This window comes from Flavobacterium sp. H4147 (genome assembly GCF_029360735.1).
GTDB lineage: Bacteria > Bacteroidota > Bacteroidia > Flavobacteriales > Flavobacteriaceae > Flavobacterium > Flavobacterium endoglycinae.
Genome location: NZ_JARKNB010000004.1, coordinates 402,913 through 416,407 on the forward strand (window position 1 = coordinate 402,913; position 13,495 = coordinate 416,407).

Here is a 13,495-nt window from a genome sequence, read left to right on the forward strand (position 1 = left end):
AAATTGTTTTTCTGCTGTTACAGCCAGTCCAAAATTCGTTTTATGGAAGCTAATTTGTCTTTGTAAGGTGCGTAACGCATAGGTAAATCAAGCCAGTTTCCTTTTTTTACAATCGATTTATGATGTGAAAAAGTATCAAAACTCATTTGTCCATGATAAGCCCCTATTCCGCTTTGTCCAACACCTCCAAAAGGCAGTCTTTTATTAGAAAAATGGATTACTGTATCGTTTACGGCACCACCTCCAAAGGAGTATTTTTGAATTAATTTCTTAGCAAACGAATTATTTTCACTGAAAATGTAAAACGCGAGAGGTTTTTCGTACTTCGTAATTATGTTATGAATATCGTTTTCAGTTTCATAGGTAAGAATTGGTAAAATAGGCCCAAAGATTTCTTCTCTCATAACAGCACTTTCCAAAGATGGTTCTTCAATTAAAGTTGGAGAAATATATAACTTATCATGATTGGTTTCTCCACCAAAAATTATTTTATCGCGTTCAATCATTTGGTCAAGCCTAACCCAATTTTTAGTATTGATGATACGGGCAAAATCTGGTGATTTATCTATTTTTTTGCCATATGCTTTTATGATTTCTTCGATTAAGAAAGTAATAAAATTAACCTTCATATTCTTCTGGATCAAAATATAATCGGGTGCAATGCAGGTTTGGCCGGCATTTATAAATTTTCCCCAGACAATTCGTTTGGCAGCAAGTTTTAAATCAGCAGATTCATCAACAACACAAGGGTTTTTTCCGCCTAATTCTAATGTAACCGGAGTAAGGTTTTCGGCAGCGGCTTTGGCTACAATTTTTCCAACCGAAACACTTCCGGTAAAGAAAATATAATCCCAGCGTTCTGCCAGTAATTTGTTCGAAACTTCCACTCCGCCTTCTACCACTTCAACATGGTTGATATGAAATGTTTTTTCGACAATTTTGGCAATAATGGCTGAGGTATGCGGAGTTAATTCTGATGGTTTTACAGTAACCTTATTTCCAGCGGCTACAGCAGCAATAAGCGGACATAGAGCAAGCTGAAAGGGATAATTCCACGGCGAAATAATCAAAACTCTGCCGTAAGGTTCTTTGTAAATATAATCAGTTGAAGGAAAATTTAAGAGAGAAGGGAAAACACGTTTTGGTTTTGCCCATTTACTGATGTTTTTGATGGTATCTTTTAAATCTGAAATGACATAATTCGTTTCAGTTAAAACAGCTTCAAATTCTGGTTTTTTAAAATCATCATATAAAGCCTTAACGATTAAATCTTCGTTTTTTTGAATGTTATATAATAACTTCTTCAGCGTTTGTTTTCTGTATCCGATGTCGTTTTTATAGTCCATTTTTAAAATCAGCTTGTTTTTAGGATATGCAAGTTAATCCATAAAAACTAAAAAACGTTACATTTTAACCATAAAAGTCATATAGCATTCCAAACAGGATCATCTGGAACGGGAGCAATAATGGTAATATTTTCTTTAGAAACGGGATGCACAAAAACTAATTTTCGAGCATGCAGATGAATGCCTCCATCAGGATTGCTTCTGTCGGCCCCGTATTTTAAATCGCCTTTTATGGGTGATCCAATAGCTGATAATTGTGCACGAATTTGATGATGACGCCCCGTATGAAGATTGATTTCTAGAGCGGTATAATTCTGAAGTTCTTTGATTATTGTGTAATCTAAACTGGCCGATTTACTATCAGGAACTTCTTTTAAATGCGCTTTTGAAGTATTGTTTTTTTCGTTTCTTTTAAGGTAATGAACCAATTTGGCAGATGCTTCTTTTGGTTTGTTTTTAACGACAGCCCAATAGGTTTTTTTAGTTTCACGATTGCTGAATAATTCATTCATTCGCGATAAAGCTTTACTGGTTCTGGCAAAAGCTACAATTCCTGTTGTGGGTCTGTCCAAACGATGAATGACGCCCAGAAAAACATCTCCAGGTTTATTGTATTTTTCTTTTATATATTCCTTTACCACATCAGATAAAGGTTTATCTCCCGTTTTATCGCCTTGTACAATATCGCCTACACGTTTGTTGACCACAATAATGTGATTGTCTTCGTGCAGGATTTGTAAATTATTTTTGTTTGAAACTATTTTCATAATGAGAATTTCAATTATATGGAGAAGTTTGGCTAAAGCCTTGCGAAGCCTTAAAAATAAACCTCCAGCTTTAGCTGGAGGCAATTTATATTTTAAAACCTTTGAACCTTTGTTGCTTTGCATCTTTGAGCCTAAGAAAAAAACTTAGTATCTCAGAACCTTAGCAGCTTAGTACCTAAAAATTAATATTGTTCTCTCTCATTAGGGAAATCCTGAGATTTTACATCAGCAGCATATTGTCCGATTGCTTTTGTCATTTCTTCGTATAAATTCAAGTAACGGCGTAAGAAACGCGGACTAAATTCATTATTCATTCCTAACATATCGTGAATAACCAAAACCTGACCATCAACACCGCCTCCAGCACCAATTCCGATAACTGGTATAGAAATACTTTCGGCTACTTTTCTAGCTAATTCAGCAGGGATTTTTTCAAGAACAACAGCAAAACAGCCAATTTTTTCAAGCATTTTGGCATCTTCCATTAATTTTTCTGCTTCTTCGTCTTCTTTTGCACGAACGCTGTAAGTTCCGAATTTATAAATAGACTGAGGTGTTAAACCCAAATGTCCCATAACTGGAATTCCGGCATTTAATATTTTTCTAATTGAATCTTTAATTTCTTTTCCACCTTCTAATTTCACAGCGTGAGCACCGCTTTCTTTCATAATTCTGATAGAAGAACGAAGCGCTTCTTTTGAATCAGATTGATAACTTCCGAAAGGCAAATCAACCACAACCAAACCTCTTTCTACGGCACGCACAACCGACGATGCGTGGTAAATCATTTGGTCTAAAGTAATTGGAAGAGTCGTTTCATGACCCGCCATAACATTGGAAGCAGAATCACCAACCAAAATCACATCGACTCCGGCAGTATCAACAATTTTAGCCATTGTGAAATCATACGCGGTAAGCATAGAAATTTTTTCTCCATTGCTTTTCATTTCAATTAATGACTTTGTTGTGATTCTTTTATAATCTTTTTTTGCTACTGACATTTTAATTTTTTTTGATGATGTAAAAGTATTGAATAATTGCAAATTGGGAATCAGCAATAAAAGAATATTTCGATTGAATATAGTTTTCCATCTTTAAATTCGATTCTGAATTGGCTGTCTTCCAAAATGATAGAGTAGTTGTGCGGTGATTTGATCGAAGCTTCAATATAGGTTCCGTATTTTTCAATGAAAGCTTTTTCAGACAATGTGTGATCTAAAACTGCATTTGGATTAAATATAAGTTTATTGTTCTCGTTGATAAAAACCTTTACAATTTCGGCCTGATTTTTCTTTTCATCTACAGATGCTTGTAAATCTGGATAATAGTAAAATAAATCACTTAGGTAAACGCCGCATTCATCGCCAATGCTTTCTTTTTTAGTAGGTTGTCCAAATATTTTTACCAGATCTTTTTGAGTAAAATATAATGATTTGGTTTTTACACCTTTTAACGAATATTCAGCTTTTTGGGCAAATGCTGCAATTTGTTCTGGTAGTTTATGTTTGGATAAACCTTTGGCAATAGCCATATAAAGTTCAGTGTCGGCAATTAATTTAGGATCATTTATTTGCTTGACCACTTCAGAATATCTTTGATACGCCGGAATTAATTTCGAATAATCACTGTTCCAGGCTAATTCTACAATTCTTTCGCTTAGTGTTTTGCGATCTGCAAGTGCATTGACATCAAGTTTGTCAAAATCTTTGATTAAACTATCAAAATTCGGACGAAGCCCAATAAACTTTCTTAAGGTATATTTTGAGTATTCCTCACTAAAATTGCCGCCAATGTTTACCCAGTCATTTTCGTTTACCGGCACATAATCAACAGGAACGGGATCACCTGTAAATAAAATTTCTTTGATTTTTGAATTTTTATCAGGTAAAGCTCTTGCTTTTAAACCTGCTGCCAGAACAAAAAAATGATTCCCGCCATAATAATTATCGCCGCCTTCTAAAATTGGATTTTCAGGATCTTTTATTTTAACGTCTTTTGCATTTAACCTTGTGGCAACAAACTTTTCCTGAACATATCCTTCATTAAAATTATCTGCTTGCACTTTGTACCAGCCATTCTGACTTTCAGATAATAAATGCACTTCGGCACCATATTTAAAATATCCTAAAAAAGAAGTGGAATTTGGGGAAGTATACAGTCGAGTATCTGAATTTAGAAAATAACGTTCCTGTGAATGCAATACAAGAGAAAGAAATAATGCAATTAGAAAGTAAAGTTTTTTCATGAAATATTTTGATTTTTTTTTGCCGCGAATTTCACTAATTCCACAAATGTATGCATTTGTGTAAAAAATAAATTGTGTGAATCTTGAAATTCGCGGCAAACTTTAAATGTTAGCAATCCGCCATATTAACCGCAATTGCCAGTCCACCTTCAGAGGTTTCTTTGTATTTTGAGTTCATATCTTTTGCTGTTTCCCACATTGTGTTGATTACTTTATCAAGCGGTACTTTAGCATTTTTCGAATCGGTCTCAAGAGCAAGTTCGGCTGCGTTTATGGCTTTTATAGCTCCCATTGTATTTCTTTCGATACACGGAATCTGCACCAAACCGCCAATTGGATCGCAGGTTAAACCCAAATGATGTTCCATTGCAATTTCGGCAGCCATTAAAACCTGAGCAGGAGTTCCGCCCATTAATTCGCATAAAGCCGCAGCGGCCATAGAGGACGAAACGCCAATTTCGGCCTGACAGCCTCCCATTGCAGCAGAAATAGTAGAACCTTTCTTGAAAATACTTCCAATTTCTCCGGCAACCATCAAAAATTGTTTGATTTCTTTTTCGCCAGCATTGTGGTTTTCAATCACCATATAATACATTAAAACGGCAGGAATTACTCCAGCGCTTCCGTTGGTTGGCGCTGTTACAACACGCCCTAAAGAAGCATTTACTTCATTCACGGCCAAAGCAAAACAACTTACCCATTTTAAAATCTGGCGGAATTTAACTTCCGTTTTTCTGATTTCTTCCAGCCAGGACTGAGGGTCAGTATAATTAGAAAGTCCGATAAGATTTTGGTGCATGTCAAAAGCTCTTCTTCGCACGTGTAATCCGCCCGGAAGAATGCCTTCCGAATGACAGCCAATGTACATACATTCCAACATTGTATTCCAGATACGCATCAATTCGGAATGAATTTCTGCTTCAGAACGCATTGATTTTTCATTTTCATATACAATTTCAGAAATCGATTTGTTTTCAGAAACGGTATAATTTAATAACTCCACCGCGTTTTGAACCGGAAACGGGAAAGCACATTTTATGACTTCTTTTTTCTTTGCATTTTCGCGTTCTTCTTTTACCACGAAACCACCGCCAATAGAATAAAAAGTAGATTCGTATTCCGAACCGTCATTTTTATATGCGGTAAATTTTAATCCGTTAGCATGAAAAGGAAGAAACTCTTTATTGAAAACAATGTCCTGAAGAAAATAAAACGGAATTTTATATTCATCAGCCAGATTGATTTCGTTTGTATCTTCAATTGTTTTAATAATTCCAGCGATATTTTCTACCGGAATATATTCAGGATCTTGTCCGCTTAAACCCAGCATTACTGATAAATCAGTAGCATGGCCTTTTCCGGTTAAAGAAAGTGACCCATACAAATCGACTTTTACTCTCGAAATCTGATCTAAAATAGCTTCGTTTTTCAGCTCTCCCAAAAAACGTTCTGCGGCTCTCCAAGGACCCAAAGTGTGTGAGGATGAAGGTCCAACACCAATTTTAAGCATATCAAATACAGAGATACATTCTTCCATTGTTACAATTTTGTTATTACAAAGATAATTGAATAATGCAATGATGAATCGTTTTTGATTGTTAATGTTGCGGTTTTGTTAAAAAAGATATTAAATTTTAATAATTCGGCAACGAAATAAATTTAATTCCTTAATATGCAGATTGCGTAGAAAGTTCCCGTTTTTTCGGTATTTTTGTGAGGAAGTTGAATCTAAAAAATAACCCTTTCTGATGATGCTTTTCTTTCGTTTTAATTCTGAAAAAAGTCTTTCTACGATTATTAATACCACAAGAAGTTACCTATGATAGAATTTTTCAGACATCTATTACACGAATTCGAATTACCACTTAGCAATCCAGTATTAATTTTTTCATTGATACTTTTCATAATTCTGCTGAGTCCAATTTTATTAAAAAAGATTAATATTCCCGGAATCATTGGTTTGATACTTTCAGGAGTTGTTATTGGTCCGCATGGTTTAAATATTCTGGCAAAAAACTCAGCCGTTGATTTATTCTCTACAATCGGACTTTTGTATATCATGTTTATTGCCGGACTTGAACTCGATATGAATGAGTTTAAAGCCAATAGAAATAAATCGCTCTTATTCGGTTTTTTTACCTTTATACTGCCGCTTTCCATAGGATTTCCGGTTTGTTTTTATTTACTCAAATACGATTTTAATGCTAGTTTTTTAACCGCTAGTATGTTTGCCACGCATACTTTGGTGGCGTATCCTATTGTAAGTAAAATGGGAATTGCCAAAAATCAAGCAGTTGCCATAACAGTGGGAGGGACTATTTTGACTGATACCGCGGTTTTGATTATTCTGGCAGTTATCATGGGAAGCAGTCAGGGAAATTTAAATCAGGCATTTTGGATCAAATTAGGCATTTCGCTGGCTATTTTCTCAGCCATTATGTTTTTGGTAATTCCAAGAATTGCCAAATGGTTCTTCAAGAAACTGGAAAGTGAAAAACACGCCCATTATATTTTTGTGCTTTCGGTAGTTTTCTTTGCGGCATTTTTAGCCGAAGTAGCAGGAGTAGAGCCTATCATTGGTGCCTTCGTGGCCGGATTGGCATTGAATCCGTTAATTCCGCATTCTTCTGCTTTAATGAACCGAATTGAATTTATAGGGAACTCCTTGTTTATTCCGTTTTTCCTGATTTCTGTGGGAATGCTGGTTGATGTAAGCGTAATCTTAAGCGGACCAACTGCTTTAATTGTCGCTGGAACATTAAGTGTCGTGGCTATTTTCGGGAAATGGATTGCAGCCTTTTTTACACAAGTTGTTTTTAAATATTCGAAAACCGAAAGACAGTTGATTTTCGGATTGAGCAGTGCACACGCTGCCGCAACTCTGGCCGTAATTCTAGTAGGTTTTAAAGCTAAAATCCTTGATGAAAACATCTTGAATGGAACCATTATTTTAATTTTAATTACTTGTATTGTAGCTTCTTTTGCCACCGAAAAAGCAGCGAAAAAAATTGCGATCTGCGAAGAAGAATTTTCACATGAAGATGCCGAAAAAGATCAAATTTTAGACGAACATATTTTAATTCCGCTGGCAAAAACGTCGGCAGCAGCCAGTTTATTAGATTTTGCGCTTCTAATAAAAGATAAAAAATCATCAAATCCTGTGACATTATTAACGATTGTTCCGAATAATAGTAAAGCCGAAGAGAACATCATGAAATACCGAAAAGCAGCGGATAAATTTGTGATTCAAGGTTCTGCTTCGGAAGTAAAAATAAATACAATTGCCCGAATCGATCATAATCCGGCAAGTGGAATCGCAAGGACTTCAAAAGAAATCATGTCGGATATTGTGATTGTAGGCTGGCCGAAAAAGACTGGTTTCTTAGATAAAATTTTTGGAGAAAATGTCGATTCTATTATTAATAATGTCGATAAGAATTTGTTCATCTGCCGATTCCCTAAAAATTTTATTGAAGAAAAAAGACTCGTTTTTATATGTCCGCCTTTTTCAGAAAGAGGTGCTGGATTTCATTTATTATTGCAGAAGATTTCCCGATTATCGCAGGAATTAAGCATTCCGATTGTACTTTATGCCGATGAGAAAACAAATCAGGCCATTCAGAATATTGCAAATCATCTGCGTTTAAATGCTAAAATTGGTTTCAAAAATGTTTCGGACTGGGATAGTTTTGATTCCATTTCAAATGATATAAAACCAACAGATTTAATTGTTTTTAATTTGTCGAGAAAAGGTTCTGTATCGTATCTTTCTATTTTTGATCGATTGCCCCAAAAATTTGATAAGCTCTTCAGTGATAATAACATTCTTTTGGTTTACCCTCAAGATGAGCGAAAAGAAAGTGCCATGGATGCTTATGAAGATTTCACAGCAACACCTCTAACGAAAGGTTTGGAAGCTATCGAACAGATTAGCCGAGGCTTGGGGAATATCCTAAAAAAGAATTAAAGAATAATCCTGTAATTAATGACAAGAAAATTTTCGTTTATCGCATTGCTATTGATAAATTTTTTTACCACAGCACAAAATAAAATGAAGAAAGTAGAAGAACTAATAGATAAAAATGATCCAGGCTGGGTACTTGTAGAAGACTGGATTAAAACAGCACAAAACAAGGTTGAAATCTTACCCGTTGATCCTGCTAAAGCAAAAGACGCTTTGTACAAAACGCAGGTTACAACCCGTTCATCAATGGGAGCAGTTGTGTACATGACTGGCGGACTTTTGGTTGATGACGGATGGATTAGAATTTTAGGTTCTGGAAATGCCAAATTTAACCGCTCGCTTCCGGATTGGAATAAAGGAAAAGCTTTTAACGAATTTGGAGAAGCTGCGCCTTATCTGTTAATTGCCGATGATGCTATTGGCGGGTTTTATCTTTTAAATGGAGGCGGATTAGGTGCCGATACGGGAAAAATTTACTATTTCTCTCCTGACAATCTTGAATACGAACCGCTTGATATCACGTATTCGGAATTTTTAGGGTTTTGTTTTAATAATGATCTGGATAAATTTTATGAAGGAAATAGATGGAACGGCTGGAGAGATGAAGTTTCTAAAATAAAAGGCGACGAAGTTTTTAATTTTTATCCGTTTTTGTGGACAGCGGAAGGAAGCGATATCAATAAAAATTCACGAAAAGTAATTTCTATTCAAGAACAATATAGTTTGAATTTAGATTTGAGAAAGCAACTCGGATTTGCTAAATAATAATTTCAAAAGACATACAAAATGAATCACAATATAAAATCAATCAGGCCTTTTATTGGAGCGAAAAATTTTGAATTATCAAGAAGTTTTTATCGTGATTTGGGATTTGAAGAAGTTGTTCTAGAATCTAATTTTTCGGTTTTTAAAAGCGGCGAAACTGCTTTTTATCTTCAAGATTATTATGCCAAGGAATGGATTGAAAACACAATGATTTTTGTAGAAGTTGATGATGTTGAACGTTATTACAGCGAACTTTTAGCTTTACATCTTCCTGAAAAATACGAAGGAGTAAAACTGACACCCATTCGATATTTAGATTGGGGAAGCGAATGTTTTCTGCACGATCCCTCTGGCGTTTTATGGCATTTTGGCGTATTTAAAAAGTAAATTTTTGTTAGCCACGAATTCACGAATTTTTCATTTTATTTCATGAAAACGAAATTCAATTTATCGTAAACAAAATTCGCCTAGAACTTTTGTATTGTTTTTGCGCTGGTACCAATCATTGTAAACCAATTCTAAACTTTTTACATTAAATTCTCCAAAATCATAATCACGGAATTTATCTGCAATTTGAATTAATTTTTCTGGATTATGAAGTTTTTCCTGAAAACGCATTATCGTAGAATGCGCCGTTGAAATCGTGTAGCGGCTGTCGATACTTTGCTGTAAATCTGAATTTTTAAAATCTTCGCGGAGTTTATTTCGTAAATTATTCAAAGTTTCATCAGTTGGAAATCCTTGAATCATTAAAGCAGAAGGTGAGGCTGTAACCCCTTTCAATTGAATCGTGATTTTATCAACATCTACCATGCTTTTACAAATGAGCTGAATGTAATCGTTTGGCGAAATCTGATTTAAGGTAAATTGTTCCGAACAAGAAATAATCGACATTACAGTAATATGAATATCAGAATCTGGGTAAAAATATTGTTCGGGTTCAGCTTCTTTCAATTCCTGCATGAAAGATTGAATATTGGTTTTTATTTCCTCGTTTGGACGAATAAGCAATGTAATTCCAAATCGTGAATAGGATTCTTTTTTAATCTCAGAATCTATGGAATACTTCCCTTTTGAAATAGTTTCAGAAGATGTTTTGTAAAGCTCGTTGTAATGTTCGGTTAAATTCATTGAAGTTATTTCTTTTTCGCTTTTTCTAGATTTTCTTTCACTCTAAATTTTACGATTTTGGTAATCAAATCATAAGGCATCGGATCTTTTAAAGGAAACTGAACAGAACCTTTACCGGATTTGTATTTCGAAAGTTGCTCCTTAAATTCTTCATGTCCGCTTGGAAGTGCATAAAGTCCGATATGATTTTTAAAAGCAGCAAAATACACCACGATTCCGTTTTGTTCAAAAGCCGGCATTGAATAGCTGATTTTTTCTTTGGCATCTGGAGCCGCTTTTTGAATGGTGTTTCTGATTTTTTCTAAAATTTCTTGAACATCATTTGGAAAACTACCAATGTACTCGTCTATGTTTTCTGGTTTTTTAACTTCCATAACATTTTTTTGTTTTAAGTTTAGGTTTCAAGTTACTTTCCTTTGCGGTTAAATTTTTTACGCAGAGTTCGCTAAGATATTTTAATTACCAACTTAAACTGTATCTATATATTGAGTTCGCAAAGGAGTTTTGTGTAAAAAAAGCTTTGCGATCTTTTCATTTAATGATTCTCAAAAAACAACTTCGCGTTCTTTGCGTAAACCTTTGCGTTCTTTGCAGCTAAATTTTTTACGCAGAGTTCGCTAAGATATTTTAATTACCAACTTAAACTGTATCTATATATTGAGTTCGCAAAGGAGTTTTGTGTAAAAAAAGCTTTGCGATCTTTTCATTTAATGATCCTCAAAAAAAGAACTTCGCGTACTTTGCGTAAACCTTTGCGTTCTTTGCGGTTAAATTTTTACACAGAATTGATAAATCTTTTCGATTAAATAGAATTAAGCAAGTCCTTTCGGAAAACGATCTAAAACTAAATTCAATAGTAAATTGTGTTCCAAATAGGCTTTTGCACCAGCTAAAACTAATGTAAAACCTTCCGTTGAATTTCGGACTTGATCGATTATTTTATCAGTATCGCCTTGAAAACCAGAGTTCGTGATACTGACAAAAGTTTCGTTTTCATCCAGCGGACTAAAAACCCATTCTACTAAAGTTATTTCATCAGGATTTCCCCATTCAATCACTATTTTTTTATTTTCTTGTACAACCAACGTGGTAACGGAAAGCGAGAAACCATACATTTCCCAAGTCCATTCTGTTTTTTGATTTTCCTCTAATTTCCCAGAACCTTTTGTAAACCAGAATTTACGAGTGATTTCGGGATCAATAAAAGCTTGAAAAACTTCAGAAACAGGTTTTCTAATCAGCATTTCGGCCTTTGCATATTTATTGTTTTCTGTTTTCATTGTTTTATAGGTTTGAAGTTAAGTGTTAGAAGTGAAACGTAAATATAATTCTAAATTTTTTATTTTCACATTTACTCTTTTAACACATAACGTATAACTTCATAACTTATGACTTTTGCGGGTCAATCCATTTACCAACGGTTGGCGGTGTATAATTTCTCATTTTCTCCAGCAGATCGTCGATATTGTCACTTACCAAAAGCATTTTTTGGTTGGCTTCTTTTAGTAAACCTTTTTCAGTCATGGTTTGCAGTAATTCGATAAGCGAATCGTAGAATCCGTTTATATTCAATACGGCAATTGGCTTTTTATGAAGTCCTAATTGTGCCCAAGTAATCATTTCGAAAAGCTCTTCCAAAGTACCAAAACCACCCGGAAGCGCAATTACACCATCGCATAACTCATTCATTTTGGTTTTTCGTTCGTGCATGCTCTCTACTAAAATCAACTCGGTTAAACCAAGATGTGCGATTTCTTTTGATCTTAGAAAATTTGGGAGAACACCAATTACGGTTCCTTTTTCGCTTAAAGCGCCATCGGCCACAGCACCCATTAAACCTACGTTTGCACCTCCGTAAACCAAACCTAAATTTTGTTTTGCCAGTGTTTTTCCTAGTAATGCTGCTTGTTCTCTAAAAATTTCATCGGTACCAAAACTGGAACCGCAGAAAACGGTTATATTTTTCATGTTTTTTATTTTTTGTGAATTTGTGAAAATGTCCAGATGTGAAAAAATATTTTATTTCTAAATCTTCTTAATCTGCACGCAGGAAACGTTTTCCATTTTAATTTGTTTTCCTGTTTTTCTCAGAAGCCCAGTTTTCAAATCTCTTTTAAAAACGATTATATTTCCAGTCGTAACATTTGTAGCCACTAAAAATTTCCCGCTTTCATCAATTGCAAAAATTCGAGGATGTTTTCCTAAAGTCGATTGATAACCAATATTTTTTAGCAGACCATTTTCATCAATTGAAAAAATGGCAATATTGTTTTCTTTTCCGCGGTTTGTGGCGTATAGAAATTTTCCATCCGGTGAAATATGAATATCAGAACTTTCAAAACCTTCTTTTATGTTGTCAGGATGTGTCGCAATGCGCTGAATTTTGTTTAAAATACCATTTTCGTATTTGTAAACACTTATTTGACCTGCCATTTCTTCAATACAATATCCAAATTTCTGATTGGGATGAAATGTAAAATGTCTTGGTCCAGCTTCAAGATCAGTTTTGGTGAATGGATTTTGCGTTTCCACTAAAGGTTTTTTCAGATTAGAATCGAATGCGTAACAACGAATTTTATCGGCACCTAAATCGGGTAAAAACAAAAAATCACATTCTGGGGAAAACACAGCCGAATGCACGTGAGATCTGGTTTGTCTCTCTTTATGAGTGCTTCCATCCATGTATTGAAAATTCTGTACAATAGAATCGATTTTGCCGTTTTCTAAAAGCGGATAAACGGAAACACTTCCTTCTGTATAATTGGCATTGGCGAGCCATTTTCCGTTTTTATGAACGCTGACATACACTGGATTTTCGCCAACGCTTCTCTGACTGTTTAAAAAAGTCAATGTTTTATTTTCGGGATTAAATTCAAAACTGCTTACGCTTCCGGCGTTTGGCGTTTTGGTATCGGTACATGCATAAACGTATTTTCCATTTGGAGAAACGGTTAAATAAGAAGGATTAATAATGTTTTTTGCCGAAGTTACTTTCGTCAGCTTTCCATTTAAGGTATCCAATTGATAGATTTGAATGGCTTCCGCCGATTTATCACGATTATAAGATCCTAAAAAGACGTAAGTATTTTGAGAGAAAGCGGAAATAGTAATGAAAAACAAAAGTGCTGTTATATTGATTTTTAGTTTCAAGTTTAAAGATTTAAGATTAGATATGTCAGACTGAGCGAAGTCGAAGTCCGATTTAGTAACTCGAAACTTTATTTAGAACCAAACTTTTCGCCCTTCGACTTCGCTCAGGGAGACATGTAAAATGGTA

At 34.7% G+C, this 13,495-nt stretch carries 13 protein-coding genes; 3 read left to right on the forward strand and 10 right to left on the reverse strand.

Annotation, left to right across the window (positions count from 1 at the left end; genetic code table 11):
* Positions 1-17: 17 nt before the first annotated feature.
* The 5 genes from P2W75_RS19140 to P2W75_RS19160 all read right to left on the reverse strand — a co-directional run bounded on the left by P2W75_RS19140 (position 18) and on the right by P2W75_RS19160 (position 5,895).
* Positions 18-1,346 carry an aldehyde dehydrogenase gene (locus P2W75_RS19140; RefSeq protein WP_207295304.1) on the reverse strand — a complete coding sequence of 443 codons (1,329 nt, stop codon included), beginning with the start codon at positions 1,344-1,346 and terminating at the stop codon, positions 18-20.
* A 77-nt stretch (positions 1,347-1,423) separates the two neighbouring features.
* Positions 1,424-2,113 carry an RluA family pseudouridine synthase gene (locus P2W75_RS19145; protein WP_276381698.1) on the reverse strand — a complete coding sequence of 230 codons (690 nt, stop codon included), beginning with the start codon at positions 2,111-2,113 and terminating at the stop codon, positions 1,424-1,426.
* A gap of 182 nt (positions 2,114-2,295) precedes the next feature.
* Complete coding sequence (gene panB, locus P2W75_RS19150; RefSeq protein ID WP_276381699.1) at positions 2,296-3,114, reverse strand: 3-methyl-2-oxobutanoate hydroxymethyltransferase; 819 nt, start codon at positions 3,112-3,114, stop codon at positions 2,296-2,298.
* A gap of 50 nt (positions 3,115-3,164) precedes the next feature.
* Entirely contained in the window at positions 3,165-4,358 is a 1,194-nt protein-coding gene (locus tag P2W75_RS19155; RefSeq protein ID WP_276381700.1) for an SH3 domain-containing protein, read from the reverse strand.
* A gap of 109 nt (positions 4,359-4,467) precedes the next feature.
* A complete protein-coding gene (locus P2W75_RS19160) occupies positions 4,468-5,895 on the reverse strand; it encodes an L-serine ammonia-lyase (RefSeq protein ID WP_276381701.1) in 1,428 nt (475 codons plus the stop codon).
* A gap of 282 nt (positions 5,896-6,177) precedes the next feature.
* Between P2W75_RS19160 and P2W75_RS19165 the strand changes: the two genes are divergently transcribed.
* The 3 genes from P2W75_RS19165 to P2W75_RS19175 all read left to right on the forward strand — a co-directional run bounded on the left by P2W75_RS19165 (position 6,178) and on the right by P2W75_RS19175 (position 9,474).
* Positions 6,178-8,325, forward strand: a complete 2,148-nt coding sequence (locus P2W75_RS19165; protein ID WP_276381702.1) for a cation:proton antiporter — start codon at positions 6,178-6,180, stop codon at positions 8,323-8,325.
* Positions 8,326-8,409: 84 nt separating this feature from the next.
* Positions 8,410-9,087: a DUF2625 domain-containing protein gene (locus P2W75_RS19170; RefSeq protein ID WP_239023093.1), complete on the forward strand. Its 678-nt coding sequence runs from the start codon at positions 8,410-8,412 to the stop codon at positions 9,085-9,087.
* Between the two features lie 21 nt (positions 9,088-9,108).
* Positions 9,109-9,474 carry a VOC family protein gene (locus tag P2W75_RS19175; protein WP_276381703.1) on the forward strand — a complete coding sequence of 122 codons (366 nt, stop codon included), beginning with the start codon at positions 9,109-9,111 and terminating at the stop codon, positions 9,472-9,474.
* Between the two features lie 60 nt (positions 9,475-9,534).
* On the opposite strand, the gene P2W75_RS19180 is transcribed toward P2W75_RS19175, so the two are convergent.
* The 5 genes from P2W75_RS19180 to P2W75_RS19200 all read right to left on the reverse strand — a co-directional run bounded on the left by P2W75_RS19180 (position 9,535) and on the right by P2W75_RS19200 (position 13,368).
* Positions 9,535-10,218, reverse strand: a complete 684-nt coding sequence (locus P2W75_RS19180; RefSeq protein WP_276381704.1) for a 2'-5' RNA ligase family protein — start codon at positions 10,216-10,218, stop codon at positions 9,535-9,537.
* 5 nt (positions 10,219-10,223) lie between these two features.
* Positions 10,224-10,592, reverse strand: a complete 369-nt coding sequence (locus P2W75_RS19185; protein ID WP_276381705.1) for a DUF1801 domain-containing protein — start codon at positions 10,590-10,592, stop codon at positions 10,224-10,226.
* 438 nt (positions 10,593-11,030) lie between these two features.
* On the reverse strand, positions 11,031-11,498 hold the full coding sequence (locus P2W75_RS19190) for an SRPBCC family protein (protein ID WP_207295314.1): 468 nt from the start codon (positions 11,496-11,498) through the stop codon (positions 11,031-11,033).
* Between the two features lie 106 nt (positions 11,499-11,604).
* Entirely contained in the window at positions 11,605-12,186 is a 582-nt protein-coding gene (locus P2W75_RS19195; protein ID WP_276381706.1) for a TIGR00730 family Rossman fold protein, read from the reverse strand.
* 57 nt (positions 12,187-12,243) lie between these two features.
* Entirely contained in the window at positions 12,244-13,368 is a 1,125-nt protein-coding gene (locus tag P2W75_RS19200) for a lactonase family protein (protein WP_276381707.1), read from the reverse strand.
* Positions 13,369-13,495: the final 127 nt, after the last annotated feature.